This window comes from Paenibacillus sp. EB106-04-04-XG159 (assembly GCF_058791835.1).
Window position 1 is genome coordinate 33,740 of sequence record NZ_JBYTDY010000018.1, and the last position, 17,390, is coordinate 51,129.

The 17,390-nt window shown below is 45.6% G+C and carries 17 protein-coding genes; 16 read left to right on the plus strand and 1 reads right to left on the minus strand.

All coding sequences use genetic code 11. From position 1 onward, the window contains the following. Positions 1–206: 206 nt before the first annotated feature. From AC3WTP_RS18955 to AC3WTP_RS18990, 8 genes are all read left to right on the plus strand, one after another. Positions 207–521, plus strand: coding sequence for a DUF5713 family protein (locus AC3WTP_RS18955; RefSeq protein ID WP_492396197.1), 315 nt, complete (start codon positions 207–209; stop codon positions 519–521). A gap of 216 nt (positions 522–737) precedes the next feature. Then, positions 738–1,052, plus strand: a complete 315-nt coding sequence (locus AC3WTP_RS18960; RefSeq protein ID WP_492396198.1) for a PadR family transcriptional regulator — start codon at positions 738–740, stop codon at positions 1,050–1,052. Then, positions 1,053–1,589 carry a DUF2812 domain-containing protein gene (locus AC3WTP_RS18965; protein ID WP_492396199.1) on the plus strand — a complete coding sequence of 179 codons (537 nt, stop codon included), beginning with the start codon at positions 1,053–1,055 and terminating at the stop codon, positions 1,587–1,589. It abuts the gene before it with no gap. A 273-nt stretch (positions 1,590–1,862) separates the two neighbouring features. Further along, positions 1,863–2,336 carry a MerR family transcriptional regulator gene (locus AC3WTP_RS18970; protein ID WP_492396200.1) on the plus strand — a complete coding sequence of 158 codons (474 nt, stop codon included), beginning with the start codon at positions 1,863–1,865 and terminating at the stop codon, positions 2,334–2,336. After that, positions 2,320–2,766: a hypothetical protein gene (locus AC3WTP_RS18975; protein ID WP_492396201.1), complete on the plus strand. Its 447-nt coding sequence runs from the start codon at positions 2,320–2,322 to the stop codon at positions 2,764–2,766. Before AC3WTP_RS18970 ends, AC3WTP_RS18975 begins: the two co-directional genes overlap by 17 nt. A 2-nt stretch (positions 2,767–2,768) precedes the next feature. Further along, complete coding sequence (locus tag AC3WTP_RS18980; RefSeq protein ID WP_492396202.1) at positions 2,769–2,921, plus strand: hypothetical protein; 153 nt, start codon at positions 2,769–2,771, stop codon at positions 2,919–2,921. Between the two features lie 358 nt (positions 2,922–3,279). After that, on the plus strand, positions 3,280–4,242 hold the full coding sequence (locus AC3WTP_RS18985; RefSeq protein WP_492396203.1) for a BadF/BadG/BcrA/BcrD ATPase family protein: 963 nt from the start codon (positions 3,280–3,282) through the stop codon (positions 4,240–4,242). Between the two features lie 28 nt (positions 4,243–4,270). After that, the gene (locus AC3WTP_RS18990; RefSeq protein WP_492396204.1) at positions 4,271–4,741 is read left to right on the plus strand and encodes a GNAT family N-acetyltransferase; all 471 of its coding nucleotides are present in this window, start codon (positions 4,271–4,273) and stop codon (positions 4,739–4,741) included. 88 nt (positions 4,742–4,829) lie between these two features. On the opposite strand, the gene AC3WTP_RS18995 is transcribed toward AC3WTP_RS18990, so the two are convergent. Continuing rightward, complete coding sequence (locus AC3WTP_RS18995; protein ID WP_492396205.1) at positions 4,830–5,315, minus strand: hypothetical protein; 486 nt, start codon at positions 5,313–5,315, stop codon at positions 4,830–4,832. Between the two features lie 324 nt (positions 5,316–5,639). Between AC3WTP_RS18995 and AC3WTP_RS19000 the strand changes: the two genes are divergently transcribed. The 8 genes from AC3WTP_RS19000 to AC3WTP_RS19035 all read left to right on the plus strand — a co-directional run bounded on the left by AC3WTP_RS19000 (position 5,640) and on the right by AC3WTP_RS19035 (position 17,282). Further along, positions 5,640–6,236 (plus strand): chloramphenicol phosphotransferase CPT family protein, encoded by a 597-nt coding sequence (locus tag AC3WTP_RS19000; RefSeq protein WP_492396206.1) that lies wholly within the window; start codon positions 5,640–5,642, stop codon positions 6,234–6,236. Between the two features lie 45 nt (positions 6,237–6,281). Continuing rightward, entirely contained in the window at positions 6,282–6,764 is a 483-nt protein-coding gene (locus tag AC3WTP_RS19005) for a cysteine hydrolase family protein (protein WP_492396207.1), read from the plus strand. A 1,134-nt stretch (positions 6,765–7,898) separates the two neighbouring features. Beyond that, positions 7,899–9,686: a sensor histidine kinase gene (locus AC3WTP_RS19010; protein ID WP_492396208.1), complete on the plus strand. Its 1,788-nt coding sequence runs from the start codon at positions 7,899–7,901 to the stop codon at positions 9,684–9,686. Continuing rightward, positions 9,661–11,322, plus strand: coding sequence for a response regulator (locus tag AC3WTP_RS19015; RefSeq protein ID WP_492396209.1), 1,662 nt, complete (start codon positions 9,661–9,663; stop codon positions 11,320–11,322). The genes AC3WTP_RS19010 and AC3WTP_RS19015 overlap by 26 nt, the downstream gene beginning before the upstream one ends. 157 nt (positions 11,323–11,479) lie before the next feature. Beyond that, complete coding sequence (locus tag AC3WTP_RS19020) at positions 11,480–13,159, plus strand: extracellular solute-binding protein (RefSeq protein WP_492396210.1); 1,680 nt, start codon at positions 11,480–11,482, stop codon at positions 13,157–13,159. A 107-nt stretch (positions 13,160–13,266) separates the two neighbouring features. Then, positions 13,267–14,124: an ABC transporter permease gene (locus AC3WTP_RS19025; protein WP_492396211.1), complete on the plus strand. Its 858-nt coding sequence runs from the start codon at positions 13,267–13,269 to the stop codon at positions 14,122–14,124. Between the two features lie 14 nt (positions 14,125–14,138). Next, a complete protein-coding gene (locus AC3WTP_RS19030) occupies positions 14,139–15,026 on the plus strand; it encodes a carbohydrate ABC transporter permease (protein ID WP_492396212.1) in 888 nt (295 codons plus the stop codon). A gap of 201 nt (positions 15,027–15,227) precedes the next feature. Next, positions 15,228–17,282 carry a hypothetical protein gene (locus tag AC3WTP_RS19035; RefSeq protein ID WP_492396213.1) on the plus strand — a complete coding sequence of 685 codons (2,055 nt, stop codon included), beginning with the start codon at positions 15,228–15,230 and terminating at the stop codon, positions 17,280–17,282. Positions 17,283–17,390: the final 108 nt, after the last annotated feature.

The following is a 17,390-nucleotide window of genomic DNA, read 5'->3' on the forward strand; positions in this document are numbered from 1 at the left end:
TGTTTTTGATTTTTCAGGCACTAAGGATAATGTCACTGAACAAAGTGTTGTAGATTTGAAATAAAGTTGCACCGTCTCACCCCGTTGGATATGATTGTCTAAAAGAACGAGAACAGCGCAGGGATTAATCATTTTTCTGATGAAATTGTACAGATGATAAAATCGAATTATTAATGAAAAAAATTTATAGAAAGTGGTGAAGAGAAATGGTGGATATTGAATATTTAAATGACATGTATGCGGACTCGTATTTTCCAAACTTTTTAGTAGATAAGGTTAAGGCTGCGATTATAAAAGTTGAGGATTTTATTAAGCAAGGAAATCACTCATTAGAGGACATTCAAAAAAGTTTAGATGAAATGACTTTAACCATTAATGATATACAAGAAGAATTCTGGGAGCATGACAGTGAAATAGAAACAGTAGCAAGGGAGTCTATCGGGGAAACAGTAAAGAATATATTAAAGAAATACCAGATTCCCATTGATATTGAAGAAGCAATTAGAAACAGAGATTGGTGATCCATTTTACGGTGTGGAATCTTGGCGGTCTGAACGAGGTCATATAAGGAAAATACTAAGATTTACGATTGAAAAGGATCTACAATGGATGATTTCAGGTGGTAAGGAAGAAAAATGAACAAACTCTTGTTTGTTCATTTTTTGTTGCCCAATATATCATAAAGTGATATATTATTTTTAGATATATCATTAAGTGATATAAAGTGAGGGAATTGCATGAAGTCATTAGATCAATTAACGGATTCCGTTTTTTACATCATGTCCGGATTTATCAAGCCTAGACATGGTTATGCGGTAATGAATTTAATAGAGGAAATCACAGATGGTCAAGTTGTGATTGGACCAGCATCGTTATACACGATTATAAAAAAACTAATGAATGAGTCATATATTGAGCTTTATGATGATTCAGATTCAAGAAGGAAAATTTATGTGTTAACAGACAAAGGGAGAAACGTGTTAATGCATGATGTTGAAAAACGTAAAAAGATGGTGGAATTCGCGGAACAAGGATTAAAGGGGGATATGTAAATGAGTGAAACAAAGTATGTTGTATCGAATGGAATTGCATTTTCAGAAAAGAAAGATCTAGAAATGCTGCGTCAAGAAGCCGCAAAGGGGTGGATCGTGAAGAGATATAAAAGGATGGGGTACGAATTAGAAAAAGGGAATCCAGAGGACGTGACATTTAGTATCGATATACGAGATTTAAAAGAAGAAGAATTAGACGAATATATCGAGTTATTTGAGACAGCTGGGTGGACGCATGTATGTTCGCAGTATGATACGCATTTATTTAAAGCGTTACCTGGTGTAAAACCGATTTATACGGATAAAGAATCGAAGGCTGAAAAGTTCGAACGTCTTCAAAAATCGGTTGGTCCTGCTGCAGCCATAACCTCGTGTGCTATGGTTGGAAGTTACATCGTACAAGAAATCACAACGGGTATGCTTAGCGATGTGTTTCATGTGATATTTTTGATATCTCTTGTTGTTGCAGCACCCATGATAGCGACTTTCTTAGCCACGATGTATCATTCAATAAAGGTGAAGTTGGTTAACAAGTAGAAATAGCAAGTGTCATTTTTATAGTGGAAATGACGTATTTGGACGTGCTTAGCAAACGTCATCACTCAACGTGGTGGCGTTTTTTAAATGGAATGCCAGGGGGCGAGCCCTGGATTTCAGTCCGCGCGGACAGTTCGTTGAATAGAGTGTAGACAACGGGTTCGATTCAATTCCAACCGTTAAAATATCGTTTAACCAAGATCTTGATTACGCATGAAAAAAACAACAAAAATGACTTGACATTAGAGGTTACTCCAATGTTAATTTGAATTTATGGAAAAACTTTACTCTATACAAGAAGTTTCGCGGATGCTTGGTATCCCGAAGGATACGCTTCGGTACTATGACCGGATTGGAATCGTATCGCCGTCCCGGGAATACAATCGGTACCGCAGGTATTCGAAGAACGACCTCATCGACTTGATGAATATTCAAATCATGCAGTATGCGGAGTTTTCTCTTGATGAAATCAAGGGAAAGTTTGGGTTCCACAGGATGGAGAATGTAGACTCTGCTTATTGCGAGGAAGTTGCTGCGTTCCTCGATGCCAAGAATGCAGAAACGCGCAAGAAGATTGCCCATCTGGAAAAAGTCAGTCAGTTGCTCGATGTAGCAGCCGAAACGCTAAGGGACTTCAATCATGAAAGCGATCAGCGATTGGCAGAGATCGTTCGCGAGATTTACCAGGCAATTCGAAAGAAGGAACCGGGGATATCCGAGGAGGGATGTCATGGACATCAAGATTAGGAATTTTTATTATCTGCTTGCAGGCATTCTTGCGATTCTGTTTGCCGTCACGCACGCATGGAACGGGCAATCCGCAGTGCTGTCGATGCTCCACGAGAGTGCAATAGCTATGGACACCCAGATAGTATTCAAGTATGCCTGGCACATCATCACGGCGGAAAATTTGGTCTTCGGCATCGTATTCATTTTCATGTCATTCCAAAGCGAGCGATCGAAGATCAGGTTTGCCGCATGGACTATCGTCTCGCTTCTGATCGTCCGACTGATGGTCATTCTTGGTATAACAGCATTTCACGACATTTCGGCACTTACGGATACGTTACTCGATTCGATTGCAATCGTAATCTATATCGCCTTCATCATACTGGGAATAAGAATGAAGAAAAAAGAGTTCGGAGGTCAGTTGCCACAGTCCAGTAGAGGGGAGTGAAGATGACCATATCCAAGCTGGAGGAGCGCATTTCAGGTCTTAAAGGTAATGGAGTACAAGTTGAAGTACCGCTGGAAATCTATAATAAAAGCAAAGAATATCTAGCGAGTCCTTCAACCCCTATCGAGAGATTTTTAAAAGTGTCTACTTGCTAGGGTACTGTTTATGCTGAACTGCACCTCCAATTGTTAGTTCGTGTCTAACAACCGGGGTGCAGTTCAATACAAGAGTGGCTCTGTTTTTATATTTGAATGTAGATATTATGGTCAAAGGCAATGTTGCACTTGGATACATTACGGAGATCCGTATCGAGTTTCGTTATTAGAGGAGGATTAGTTCATTATATGAGCTGGTCTCCTCATTTTATTTTAATAGAAATATATATCACATATCACCTTATTCAACCAAAAGTCAGGATCGATAAATACGAATTGTGAAATGAAGGTTTATTGTAGGATATAAAGAATAAGAACATATTGGATGGGCGATTCAGATCAGAAGGAGGTTACATATATGATGGAACGTGATGTTGTTATAGGCATTGATGGAGGCGGAACGAGTACAAGGGTCCTGATATGCGATTTGCAGGGGAACGAGCTTGCTTATGCGGAGGGTGGCTGTGCATCGAAATATAAGGACGAGAACGCGTCTGATCATGTGAAAGCTACTATTGAGGATGCTCTTGCGAAGGCGGAGCGGGTTGCAGCTGATGCGGCCATGCTGGTGGCTGGAATTGCTGGCTACGAATCAGAAGCTGATGATGCATGGATAACCCCTTTCACCGACTTGCCGGGACTCCATTGTCCCAAGCTGCATTTGAATGATTCGGATATTGCTCATGCGGGAGCGCTTCAGAATAGACCAGGTATTATTGCAATCGCCGGAACGGGCACCATGATCATGGGCATCAATGAAAATGGCAGGCGGATCAGAAACTTAGATTATCATCAATACGCCTATAGCGCCGCGCGCCATCTCGCTTATGAAGCTGTGTATGAAGTGCTTGCCGGATATCGAGATGATTCGAATGAGGGGCTGATCACGGAGATGCTGCAGCATTGGCAAGCGAATAGCTTGGAGCAGCTGCAGGAGCTTGCTCGGCAGGGCTTTCATCCCGATACGATGAAGCGCGATCAACTGTTCGGGCAGTTCGCTCCACACGTAACGAGGGCCGCAGAACAGGGTAGCAGTGTTGCAAGACGTGTATGCAACCGCGCTGCAGAACAGCTCCGATTGGGTATTGAGCTTGTCGGCTCGAGCTTTGTTCAACGCGACGTCGAGGTCGCGCTAATCGGCAGTGTAATATGTAGTCCCTATATGAGAGGCAAGCTGACAGAATTACTCATGGCAAATCCAATTAAGCAATATCGCGTGGTTGAACCGCAATTGCCGCCTGTAGCCGGTGCCATTCTTCTGGCCTATAAAGAGCTGGGCATCCCTGCAAACAAACTGACTTCATTTCATAGATCATATTGAACATCTTAATCTATCGGGAGGGATTATATTGGATATCGAAATCATATCCCTTGAAGAATCTCATATTCCTAAAGTTAAAGGCTTGGTAGCGGGCTACATCAATTCTTCTTCCAATGGCTTGGACGAATTAGATCCTTCACCAGAGCAGCTAGAACAATGTGAACAAATATTAAATAGGTTTATTAGTGACAGCTCGGCTTCTTGTTATTTGGCTAAGCAGGATCATGAATATGTAGGGTTCATCATCCTTTCTTGGAGCTTCTCAATCAGCAAAGGGTCCCCTATATTGCGTATAGATGCATTATATTCATCATCGAAACATAGAAAGATGGGTGTAGGCAGGAAGCTAATGGAGTATGCCATTGATTTAGCTATTTCGAACAAAGCCACACGATTACAGCTCGAAACAGATGATGATAATGACCCAGCTCGTTCTTTATACAACAAGCTAGGGTTTAAGTTAATAGAAGGTAAGGGCGTTTATATGTCATTTTTATAGTGGAAATGTTTTTAAGCTAACTGGTAGATTAGTTGAACTAAGGAATTATGAATATTATTCCATCCTCTGCAGTGGACAGCATGCCCCCCTAACACAAAACTATAATTCTATAGGGTGTGGTAATGGCGGGGATACTGTTTGTGGTAGGTCCATAAATAACAATTAGATCTCGGTTCGCAGGGGTTTTTGAAAAGTGTTGCCCATTTGTTAATACTATTTGAGTATATGGAGAAATATTTAATCGTAATCGTCCATCACTACTCTCCAATTCAGTATTAAAATAATCTACTTTTACATTCTGATATGGGCTATTCTTCACCATGACAATTGCTTGATATTGTGGAGGGTAAATTAGAAGAGCAGGTGCACTTCCGTCATAATATCCAGTCACTTGATCTCCTACTGACACCATTACATGGTCTACAAAATAAGTATTGGGTGACACAACGAAATTTACTAATGCTCCCAATCCGTTGTCTACAGATATTAATTTAGAACATCCTTCACCATTTTGACCTGTAATAAAATCATTAATCATAGTGATAGTCCCGTGAAAAGAATAAAAATTTGTCATATAATATCTCCTTTTGCTTTAAAAAGATAATGCACTATTCGTAAAGTCAAATAACCTATGTTTACAGTATGTAGGTTAATAACTATATGATTGTGCAGATGCCTATAAAGGAGATTCCTCAGTGAATAGCGTGTTGCGCTAACGGGACACTATAGTTTAAAAGCAACAAGAAGGCAGCCGATTATCGATCGGTTGCTTTTCTCGTTAACTGGCAGGATAACTTAATCGTTTCTTGAATATTTTCTGAGTTGGATAATTTTATAAACTTTGTGAATAGAACGTTATCTGAAAGATACGCAAATCTTACATGTGAGGGTGATTCGTGTGAAGCAAGGAATGATTGTGTTGTTGAACGGAACTTCAAGTTCAGGAAAGACCAGTATTTCTATGGAACTGGTAAATCAGAAAGAGATTCTTTTTCATCATTTATCAATAGATGATTTTTTTCATAATTTCAATGAATTTATTGATAAAAAATTTCCGGATATTGAACCTACAAGAGAAATAGATGATCATGTTGTCGCACAAATCATTTTTGATCCCATAGTCTCAATGTTCTATTCGACAGTTAAATTGTTTTCAGAAATGGGTTTGAATGTAATAGTAGATACCGTAATCGAGAATGACAAGTGGTTTAATGAGTGTCTTGATGTATTTTCTGATCAGCCTACATTGTTTATAGGTGTAATATGCTCGAAAGAAGAACTAATAAGAAGAGAGCAAATAAGAGGAGATCGACAGATTGGACTAGCAAGTTCCCAGTTCGACAAAGTATATTGCTTTAATGAATATGACCTTGAAGTAAATACTGAAGAGATGAATCCAATAGAATGTGCCGAAAAGATATTAAGTTTTATTAAGTCCAATAAGGAATACTCGGTATTTAAGAAATTAAGTAAAAGAAATGGTAGTAGTTCATAGAGGGCGTATCCAACTTTTAAAATACATTTTGAGGGAGTAACTTCAATGAAAATAGGTTTTTTAATTATTGATATGCAAACAATCCATCTACAGGGTCTAGAAAAGAAAACAATAGATAGAGCTTGCGAGTATATCAACCATGTGTCAGATATGCTTCGTTCTAAAGACCATGTTGTCATTCACATTCAAGACACTGAAGGAATGACAGAATCAGATAGAGATTCATTTAATACAATTCCAGAAATTCAAATTAAGGATAAAGACTTGATTTTGACTAAAGAGAATTCGAATGCATTTTGGAAAACAGAACTAGAACAAATTTTATTGAATCAAGGCGTAGAATTTATTATCATTTCAGGATTTGCTGCAGAACATTGTGTCTTATTTACCCATAACGGAGCCATTGAAAGAGGATTTACATCCGTAATTTTACAAAACGGAATTTTAAGTACACATAGTGACGTAATAACATCAACTTACAGGGATCGAAATCTCATCTCTTATCCTGTTTTTAAATATTTATTATGACGGGTTAACTAAAAGCAGATTGAGCAACACACTAAGCTCCTTCTAGCTGATGAAATTCGAGAGCAATTAGAAAACAGTGGATTAGATTCTTTGTTCATAACAGAGGAGTTTGTGGAATAAAGAGATTTTAAATAATCCATTTTTTTTATAAAAAATAGTTATTATAAATAATAGAAAGCTGGTCTATTTATCGGAATCTAGGAATAAGGCTGTCTAGGATTACAGCAAACAATTTATGTCTAATGGCTTCGCCCTTTGTTGTTAGGGGTGAAGCCATTAGTCGTTTTAGGGGGATCACAGCGAGTCGTCCTCCATAGGCCGTTTTATGGTAAACCTAAATGGAGGTGATATTTTGTCCAAACGAGGCAAGGAAAGGAAGAGGACAAGGAGTTAGAGAAAAATATCAACCAATTATTCAAGCTCATACTCTTAGCTAATACTATTATATCTTTATGTTCTTAGAATTTGGATAAAATTGTAAAAATGAAAATCGAATCAGTGCATTTCCAAACATAACTTAAGAATAAGCCATCAGATAATTACATATTTATACAAATATTGAAAGGAGAATCAGGTCTTAAGTCGAAACTAAGGATTAAATAGTTCTTTATGGTTATCGATAAAGGGGGAGGGGACATTTTAACGCAGATGAAAAATCATTTGCTACGTAGGGCGAAAGAGGGTTTGTAAGCTATTTATATGTACGTGAAGGAAAAAATAGTATTTGCAATAAATAGAACGAATAGAGTTGCGGAAGGGAAAATACTAAATCAACTTATTCACCAGATACCATCAGATAAAATTCCTCAATCCAATTTTAAGGTTAAGCGAAAAACGGTTACGTAGATGTTATTGTGTTTGAGGATATGGATCGCTTCAATGTAAATAGGACTTTTGAGCGACTCCGCGTCCAATCCGATTCTTTTATCTTTTGAGAGATGATAGCCTATAATAATTTATCTCCAGAAGTGGGTCTCTGAGCCAAAAAAGAAAAGTATCGTCAGCAGCGGAATCGGCTGCGCGCCGGTCAGACGTCGCTGAAAGGAGCAACGAGTAAATAGATGTAATGCAATGTCAAATATATGTGACTTGAACGCGCATTTCATACAATGAAATGAAAAGGAGGGGCAGGCAATGTTCGCCTCATCGGTGAAACGAAGAACAAGATTTACGATTTTCGCCAAACTGATTACAGCTTTATTGGCTGTCTTGTTGCCGCTTTCGATGATTACGCTCTTGTTGAACCAGCAGGGGGGGCGTACGATTTATGAAGAAATATCCAAGTCTGTCCAGAGCAGAGACGCGTTCTATATACAGTCGCTAGAGATTGCGCTTAAAGGCATCAGCCAGCTTATGTTTGAGTTTGTGATCGATAAAGAACTGATGGAGGTTGGCATCTCGGAGGAGCCGGTCGCGAATTACGGTCACATGAACCAGGTGCTCGCCGTTCAGAATCGTCTGCGTATGCTTAAAGCCTCCAGTACGTACATTGCCGAGGCGAAGGTGTTCCTCCCGTTCAGCAACAGAACGGTTGCCTCGAATGATTATTTGTCCTACATTCCCGCCGACGAATACGTGAAGCTGGCCAATAATGTGGATCCGAGCCGGGTCATGGCAATTGGCGAACGGTTGTTTATGAGCATGCGGTTTCCTGTGAGCGTATCAGGGAGGGAGCCCGTTTTCATCATTGTCGTTGAGCTATCGGCGAACAGGCTTCGCGAAAGCTTGAAAAATGTTGTTAGTGCGAATCAAGGAAACTCCATTCTGTTCAATGTTGAAGAGGGTTGGGAAATCACCAATGAGCATGACGAGGACATCGTACAAAGAATGAGGATGTTTGCGGAGAAGCAATTGGCGGAAGACGTATCGTTCGGTATTACTCCCTTTGTGCTCGATGGCGCGTCCTATCTGATCTCTTACCGCAAAGCGGCTGCTTCGAATACTGATTTGCTCGTTTACGTTCCTGAGGATAAAATTCTCGGCTCTCTGCATCGTTATGAGCGATGGATCTGGGTACTGCTCGGCTTCTCGCTATGTATCGTCCTCCTGCTTGCGATTTCTATCTACCGGATCATCCATCATCCGCTACGTCGGCTCGTAGCGGCTTTCCGGAAAGTGGAAGACGGCAAGCTCCTTCCAATCGAGGCCGACGCAAGACGCGACGAATTTCAATATTTATACCATCGGTTCAACAGCATGATAGCCAGGCTGGACGAGCTGATCAGCGAAGTCTATGAGAAGGAAATCCGCAACCAGCGTTCCGAGCTTAAGCGGCTGCAATCGCAAATCAACCCGCATTTTCTGTACAACAGCCTGTTCAGTCTGAACCGCTTGATTCAAGCGGACGATAACGACCGCGCTTATCGGTTTACGTTGTATTTGGGCGATTACTTTCGGTTCATAACGCGTAATGCGAACGACCGGATTTCGCTCCGGGAAGAAATGAAGCACGCCGGAATCTTTGTAGAAATGCAGTTAATTATATACGGCGATCATATCGACGTTGAATTCGAGGCGCTTGCCGATGCTTACGGCGAACTGCTCGTTCCCCGTCAAATTGTGCAGCCCATATTGGAGAACGCCTATAAGTATGCCTTTGGAATGCTTGTCTCGAAGGGGGAGCTTTGGGTGCACTTCTCGGAGTCCGACGGTTATTTGTCGATCTGGATCGAGGATAACGGCGAAACGCTGCCGGATGTCCGCTTGGCGGAGCTGGCGGGAAAGCTGTCGGAAAGCGGGGATTTTATGGAGGAAACGACCGGCGTTATTAACGTCCATCGCAGGATTGAGCTGATGTTCGGCAGCGGCAGCGGACTGTCATTGACGAGGTCGCAGTTAGGCGGTTTATGCGTAGAAATTCGGCTAAAATTGGATGGCAGCGGAAAGGTGGGATCCTATGTATCGGATGCTGATCGTGGATGATTATCCAGTGATCGTGGAAGGGTTAATGAATATGTTCGGCAAGAAAAAACCGGAGCTTGAGCTGCACCAAGCGTACTCGGCTTACCAGGCGCTTGAAGTGCTCAGTCGGATCAGGATCGACATCGTGCTGTCCGACATTCGGATGCCGGGGATGGAAGGGACTGAGCTGCTGAATGAGATCAAGCGCGGCTGGCCGATGTGCAAAGTTATTTTCCTCACCAGCTTCGACGATTTTCATTATATCAAGCATGCGATTTCTGGAGGCGGCTTCGATTATTTGCTGAAGACCGAGAGCGACGAAGGTATTGTGCGGTCCATCGATAAGGCGATTATGGAGCTGGACGAGCAAGCTGCGGCAAACCAACGGTTGCTCGAGGCAAATCACCAAAGCAAGAGGGCGGTTTCACTCTTGCAGCAGCAGTACATCAACACGCTGCTCAGGGGGAGGGCGCAGGTATCGGAATCCTCCCTGCGGGCTAAGCTTCGCGAGATGGAGATGGGATTGTCGGCGGAGCGGCCGGTTTATTTGTTGCTGGAACGTATCGATTCCTGGGGAGGCAAAGGAGCAGGCGCGGATCGTAAGCTGATGTTGTACGCTGTTCAGAACATCGCGGCGGAAAGGCTGCAGCCGGCGGCCAAGCTGGCATCAACGGAAGTGGACGGTTCGAATGTGGCCTGGCTGCTGCAGCCGGCGGGTTCGCACGGAGAGGCCGGCGAAGACTCACAAGACGAAGCGGAGGAAACCTGGTTTGAACGGGTGTTCGGCGAACTCGACACGATTCAGGCGAACTGCCGCGAGACGATCGACCTGGCGGTGTCATTCGCGATCAGCCCTGTCGCTGTGCGATGGGAATCGCTTCCGGGAGCCTATGACGCGCTGTTGTCGCTGCTGTGGGGAGAGCAGGGGGCGAAAAGCGAAGTGAAGCTGAGGGGATCGGCCGAGCTCAGTACCCCGCGCTCGTCGTTTGAAGCGGCCAGGACGAAGCTGGCCAACCGCAAAATGAAAAAGATCGGACTGCTCGGCCACTATCTGGAAAACGGAGGAAAAGAGGATTTTGTCAGCCTGCTTGATGAGATAATCGACCACGCGACGGATGAGAACCGTTCCGGCTTCGTCAAGCTGGAGGTGTATCACGGGCTTGCCTCCGTCTTCCTTTCTTACTTGAATCAATATCCGCTGGACGGGAAGCTGGCTACACAGATCGGCCTGGATCGCCTGTCGCATGCCGACGTCAACTTGTCCTGGGAGGAGCTGCGCTCTTATTTTCGTAAGCTGGCCGAGCTGCTGTTTGACAATCACGACCAGCCGGCCGTCGAGGACGAGCATGTTGTGGTGCTCCAAATCAACGAATACATCGACAGCCATTTGGCGGAAGATGTATCTCTCGCCAAGCTGGCGGGAATCGTCCACCTCAACCCTTCTTACTTGTCGAGATTGTACAAAAGGACGGCGAGGATCGGACTGTCCGAATATATTAATATGGCGCGGATGGAGAAAGCGAAGGAATTGCTGAAGTATTCCGTTTATAAAATTTATGAAATTTCCGCGATGGTCGGCTATGACTCTCGCTTGTCGTTTATTCGTTTCTTCAAAGCGAACATGGGTATAACGCCGCAGGAATATCGGGATTCGTAGCCGCACTGCTGTTTTTGCCGCGAAGTGGTCAAGGAATGTAACTGGATGTCAACAGGTGAATCTTGTTGCGGATGCGCACAAGTTTATATACTTATTACAGAAGTGGAAAGCGCTTACAATAATCAAGGAAAATCACTACGAACCAGGGGGAGTATCTATGAAACGTTATGCCAAAGGCGGATTAGCCGTGTTATTATCCGCAATGCTGCTTACGGTGACTGCCTGCAGCGGCAACCAGCAAGCAACCAATTCACCGGAAGCTTCAAAGTCGCCTTCTGCAAGCGCAGTCCAAAGTCCGGAGGCAATCGATCCGCTCGGCAAGTACGATCCGCCGATTGAGCTGACTACGATCCGCGCCATCGACGCAGAGCAAAAATACGACCCGGGCGATAACATCGACAAGAATACGATTTACGATTATTACGAGCAGAAGCTCGGGATCAAGCTGAAAAACAATTGGGTCGTCAATTCGGTTAGTGACTACGACTCGAAGCTGAAAATTGCGATTGCTTCGAACGAACTGCCGGATTTCTACAAAGTCAGCGTCAACGATATTAAGCAGTTGGTCGACAATGACATGATTATGGACTTGACGGAGCTGTGGGACAAGACCGCTTCGCAAGATACGAAGAACGAGTTTACGAAAGATGGCGGACGCCAGTTGAAAACAGCTACCTTCGATGGCAAGCTGATGGCGATTCCCGTGACGGGCAGCCCGTACAACTCGATGAGCTACGTCTGGGTGCGCAAGGATTGGCTGAAGGAGATGAACTTGCCGGAGCCGAAGACGATGGCGGATCTGCTCACAATATCGGAGGCGTTCGCGAAGCGCGATACGGGTGGCACTGGGAAGGCGTACGGTCTGTCCTTGTCCAAGTCGTTGCCGTTGTCCGGATTTTTCGCCGGTTATCACGTGTACCCGCAGCAATGGGTGAAGGATGCCTCCGGCAATCTGCAATACGGCAGTCTTGATCCGAACATGAAGCCGGTGCTAAAGCAGTTGCAGGATATGTTCAAGGCGGGACAGATCGATCCTGAATTCGGTGTGAAGGGTACGAGCAAAGAGCTCGAATTGATCGCGAACAACCGTGTCGGATTGACATATGGCGCATTCTGGTACAGCGCCGCTTTCGAAAGCGCCGTGAAAGACGGCAAGCTTGTGCAGGATTGGGAGGTCTACCCAATTCCTTCCGTTGACGATCAGCCTGCGCTCAGCCCGACCAGTGCAGCTGTCGATAGATTCTATGTCATCAACAAGAATGCGAAGAACCCGGAAGCGGTTATCAAGCTGTTGAACGAATGGACCGATTTAGTACTGCATCCGACGGAAGAGAACAGCGTACTCTTGTTCGGCAAAGATAATGATAGAACCGGCGGTTTCTGGGACATCAATCCGATTGTCGTAAACTCGATGGATGCGTTTGTTCTGTCTGGAGAGCTGATCCCGCGCGCGCTGAAAACCGGCGATAGATCGCAGCTCGGCGTGGATATAGACCGCAATGTCAGATACGAACAGGCCAAAATGTACATGGAAGGTGAGGTTACCTTTTCGAGCTGGCTCAATTATATGATCGTCAAGGAAGGCGGCACCTTTGCAATGATGTTTGACGGGTTCCAGAAAAAACTGTTCCACTTTAACGAATTCTACGGTGCGCCTACGGCGACGATGGGCGACAAAATGAGCGTGCTGAAGGCGAAGGAGGACGAAGTAATTACCAAAATTATTATGGGCGCTTCGTCCGTGGACGAATACGATAATTTCATCTCCGAGTGGAAGAAACTCGGCGGCGATCAAATTACGGCTGAAGTAAACGAGTGGTACAAGTCGCAACAATAAGAATGGTTTCGGGGGGAGAAGGGGATGTTTCATAACCTTCTCCCTTCCTCAAGGAGGAGAGCAAACTGTTACGAAAAGAATGGAGACAAAACAAGCTGCTGCATCTGATGGTCCTCCCCAGCCTGATCATCGTTCTGATCTATAGCTACGGACCGATGGCAGGCACCGTCATTGCGTTCAAGAAGTTTTTGCCCGCCAAAGGCATCTTCGATTCGCCGTGGGTGGGGTGGGAAAATTTCCAGTATGTCTTTTTGATGCCGGATACGTCGCGCATTATTGTTAATACGATCGTGATCGCCATGATGAAAATGGTGCTTGGCCTTATCGTTCCGATCACGGTGGCAATTTTGCTTAATGAAGTCCGGCAATCGTTTTTTCGCAGAACGTTCCAGACGCTTGTCTACTTGCCGCATTTTTTGTCCTGGGTCATCTTGAGTGGCATCTTGATCGATATTTTGTCCCCAACATCGGGAATCGTCAATCAGGCGCTCGGCTGGCTTGGCATCGAGCCGATTTATTTTCTTGGTGACAATCACTGGTTTAAGTTTACGGTCGTGATGTCCGACATTTGGAAAGAATTCGGCTTCGGAACGATTGTGTACTTGGCGGCGTTAACCGGAATCAATCCGACGCTATACGAAGCGGCGGAAGCGGACGGCGCAGGACGTTGGCGACAAATTTGGCACGTATCGCTGCCGGGTATGACGCCGATCATCGTGCTGATGGCCGTGTTAAGTCTCGGAAATATTCTCAATGCCGGATTTGATCAAATCTTTAATCTGTACAGCCCGCAAGTGTACGAGTCGGGCGATATTATCGACACATTAGTGTATCGTATCGGCTTGCAGCAGTTCCAATACGGCGTAGCTACCGCCGTCGGCTTGTTCAAGTCGGTCATTTCGTTCGTGCTGATCTCGATCTCGTATTACTTGGCATATCGGTTTGCCAACTACAGAATTTTTTAAGGAAGGTGATTGTAATGCCGTCGTATCGACAAAGTATCGGCTACCGGCTGTTTACGATAGGCAACATGGTCTTCCTGACGCTGTTAGCTTTCAGTTGCCTGTTTCCACTCATTCATGTGTTCGCGGTTTCACTAAGCTCGGCCCAGGCCGTATCGACCGGGGCGGTCAATCTGTGGCCAGTCGAGTTTACCCTTGCTTCCTATAAAGCCGCATTAGCGAAAAAAGAGTTTCTGCAAGCGTTCTGGGTAACGTTGCAGCGCGCCTTTATGGGCACCTCAATCAGCATGATTCTTATGACACTGCTGGCGTACCCGTTGTCCAAAGACAGCAAGCAGTTTCGGTTTCGTACGGTGTATGCGTGGTATTTCGTTTTTACGATGATTTTCAGCGGAGGACTTATTCCTACTTACATGGTGGTCAAGTCAACGGGATTGATCGATACGATCTGGGCGCTTGTCATTCCGTCGGCGATTATTGTGTTTAATGTGGTGCTGCTGCTCAACTTCTTCCGCAATCTTCCGAAGGAGCTGGAGGAGTCGTCCAAGCTGGACGGTGCGAATCATTGGACGATTCTGTGGCGCATCTATGTGCCGGTATCGCTGCCCGCGCTGGCGACCGTGCTGCTGTTCACGGTGATCTGGCATTGGAACAGTTGGTTCGACGGACTCATCTACATGAATCAGCCGAAGCATTATCCGCTGCAGACGTTCTTGCAGACAACGATCGTTTCGAGGGATTTGACAGAGATGAGCGCGCAAGAAGCCGAGAAGTTTCTCCGCGTGAACAGCCGAACGGGCAGGGCAGCGCAAATCTTTATAGCGGCACTTCCGATTTTGCTTGCCTATCCGTTCTTGCAGCGTTTCTTCATGAAAGGCATCGTGATGGGGAGCGTAAAGGAATAATGAACCAACCACCTCCCTAATCGCATAACTATGCTGATGATGCGCAAATTTCCCCTTGGGCAAGAGAGGCAACTCAAGCCATTTGTAACTATTTGAAAAAAATAACAGCGGACAAGGGCTGTGCCACAAGAGTTCATATCGATGGAAACAGCCCTTGGTCATTAGAATTATGCTAATCCTGTTGGGAAAGGGTGATATGTTTTGACGATGAAAGATTATTCCTTTGATCCGATCGTTCCGTTCTTATTTATTAAAGATAAGAAAGAACAAATGATAGAAGCGATGAGAAAGTTAAACCGGGAAGCGGGGCTGCGGCGATTCATTCTCGTTTTTCCGATGTGGGATGGGGAGGCGAAAGGGGCTACAATCCTCCAAGCGTTCGAAGCGTTCGGCGATCTTCTCGGCGAAGTGGGGCGCCGCTTGGAGGCTGACGGCATTGAAGTTGGATGGTGGTGCGCGCCGAGCTTGTCGATCGAACCGTTACCGTCGGAGGGAGAATCGCCTGCACAAAAAAATTTGGGCGTCGACGGGGCTGTTTCCAAAGGGGGATATTGTCCGCTGGACGAACAGTTCATAGCCTCAATGGGCGCATATATGCAAACGATTGTGAAGCGAGGCAGACCACCATATATTTTCATCGAAGACGATTATGAAGTGAGTAATCAAGGTGTGGTCAGATTTGGCTGTTTCTGTCCGCTGCATATGAAGCGATTCTCCGAGCTTGTCGGCAAAGAGGTTTCCAGAGAAGAGCTGGAAGCGCTGTTCGGTTCAGGCGGCGATCAAGCTGTGGAATACCGGAAAGTGTGGGCAGGGTTGATGAAGGATTCGCTTGTGGAACTGGCAGGCAGCATGCGGAGATCGGTTGACGAGATTGCGCCGGAAACGCGCATGGCATTATGCCAATCTTATGTTTGCGATCTGGACGGCGATTTTACAGAAGACGTAGCCAAAGCACTCGCAGGGGGGACGAAGCCGCTCGTCCGTTTGTTTGGCAGCGATTATAGCAGCGATCGGGCGGATCAGTTTGCTTCGCTAACCTTCCATATGCTGTATTCCAAGCAGACGCTGGGCGATGAGTTCGAGTTGATTCACGAATCCGATCCGTTTCCGCATTCACGGTTCTTTTTCTCTGCGGCCAAGCTGCGCGCGCTGATGTCGTTGGCGTTGTTCTACGGGTTTGACGGCTCCTTGTCTTATGTTACGCAATATACGGACGGACCTCTCGAGGATGAAGGCTACTTCCGGATGATCGCCCGAAACAAGGCGTTTTTTACCGAACTGAAGCGTTCCGTGGAAGGCTTCCGCATGGCGGGTCCGCATGTGCTGTACCGACCTCATGCACACGCACACCGACTTGTTAACGGGAACCAAACCCCTGTGATTGTGACGTCGGCGTGGGCTTCGGTATTAGGCAAGATGGGGATCCCTTATACCGCTCGTACCGGGAAAGGTCCGGTCATGATCTGCGGCGAGGATATTCTCGATCTATCGGACGCGGAGCTGCGCGAACTGCTGGGCTCAAGCGTATTTCTGGACGGGCTTGCCGCCATGTACGCTTGCCGCAGAGGATACGGGGAGCTGCTCGGTGTCGAGGTGACGGAGCTTGAAGTTGCGCTTTGCAATACGCTCGTAAGCGAACGGCTGACGAAGCTGGATGAGTGGACGGAGCCCGGGGCTGGAACGATGATGTATTTTGTCAATCTGGCTCAACCTGTTCAGCAGTATCCCTGCGTTTTCCACATCTCGTCCAAACATCCGGAGGTTCGTGTGATGTCCGAGCTCTGGAACGACAGCGAAGAAGCGATCGTTCCTGCCGTCACTCTCTATGAGAACAGCTTGGGCGGCCGGGTTGCTGTGATGGCGTACAATTTACGGCAGAACGCGTCCGCCTCTATTTACAATTACAAGCGCAAGGAACAAATCAGAGGCATTACGGAATGGCTGGGTCGGAGCAATCTGCCGGTTTACGAGGTCAAGGAATCGAACGTGTTTGTCAGCGCTCAAGAAAATCCAGAAACCGGCGATAAGCTAATTGCCGTCTACAATTTAAGCCTGGATCCGCTTGAGCAAGTAACGCTGGCGATCGACGAGGGATGGAGCAAATCTTATGCATACCGCTTGCAGGACGACGGTGTGTGGGAGTTGCTGGATCAAGCCGATAACGTGACGTCGAAGGATAAGGTGATGTTGAATGTCCGGGGAGCCTTCGCTACGCTGCAGCCGCTTGTTTTGCGGTTGAGCGATCGGGCGATGTAAGCTTGGCCTGAATCCGGCAACGATATTTGTTTTTCGGTTGGTAGTGTTAAAGAACAGCATTGTTCTGAAAGATTTTGCTCAAAGTATTTACAATGATGAAGAGGTGAA

What these genes read in the sequence shown, in the direction of transcription:
- AC3WTP_RS18955 (WP_492396197.1), top strand. Translation starts at nt 207, where the DNA reads ATGGTGGATATTGAATATTTAAATGACATGTATGCGGACTCGTATTTT.
- AC3WTP_RS18960 (WP_492396198.1), top strand. Translation starts at nt 738, where the DNA reads ATGAAGTCATTAGATCAATTAACGGATTCCGTTTTTTACATCATGTCC.
- AC3WTP_RS18965 (WP_492396199.1), top strand. Translation starts at nt 1,053, where the DNA reads ATGAGTGAAACAAAGTATGTTGTATCGAATGGAATTGCATTTTCAGAA.
- AC3WTP_RS18970 (WP_492396200.1), top strand. Translation starts at nt 1,863, where the DNA reads ATGGAAAAACTTTACTCTATACAAGAAGTTTCGCGGATGCTTGGTATC.
- AC3WTP_RS18975 (WP_492396201.1), top strand. Translation starts at nt 2,320, where the DNA reads ATGGACATCAAGATTAGGAATTTTTATTATCTGCTTGCAGGCATTCTT.
- AC3WTP_RS18980 (WP_492396202.1), top strand. Translation starts at nt 2,769, where the DNA reads ATGACCATATCCAAGCTGGAGGAGCGCATTTCAGGTCTTAAAGGTAAT.
- AC3WTP_RS18985 (WP_492396203.1), top strand. Translation starts at nt 3,280, where the DNA reads ATGATGGAACGTGATGTTGTTATAGGCATTGATGGAGGCGGAACGAGT.
- AC3WTP_RS18995 (WP_492396205.1), bottom strand. Translation starts at nt 5,315, where the DNA reads ATGACAAATTTTTATTCTTTTCACGGGACTATCACTATGATTAATGAT.
- AC3WTP_RS19005 (WP_492396207.1), top strand. Translation starts at nt 6,282, where the DNA reads ATGAAAATAGGTTTTTTAATTATTGATATGCAAACAATCCATCTACAG.
- AC3WTP_RS19010 (WP_492396208.1), top strand. Translation starts at nt 7,899, where the DNA reads ATGTTCGCCTCATCGGTGAAACGAAGAACAAGATTTACGATTTTCGCC.
- AC3WTP_RS19015 (WP_492396209.1), top strand. Translation starts at nt 9,661, where the DNA reads ATGTATCGGATGCTGATCGTGGATGATTATCCAGTGATCGTGGAAGGG.
- AC3WTP_RS19020 (WP_492396210.1), top strand. Translation starts at nt 11,480, where the DNA reads ATGAAACGTTATGCCAAAGGCGGATTAGCCGTGTTATTATCCGCAATG.
- AC3WTP_RS19025 (WP_492396211.1), top strand. Translation starts at nt 13,267, where the DNA reads ATGGTCCTCCCCAGCCTGATCATCGTTCTGATCTATAGCTACGGACCG.
- AC3WTP_RS19030 (WP_492396212.1), top strand. Translation starts at nt 14,139, where the DNA reads ATGCCGTCGTATCGACAAAGTATCGGCTACCGGCTGTTTACGATAGGC.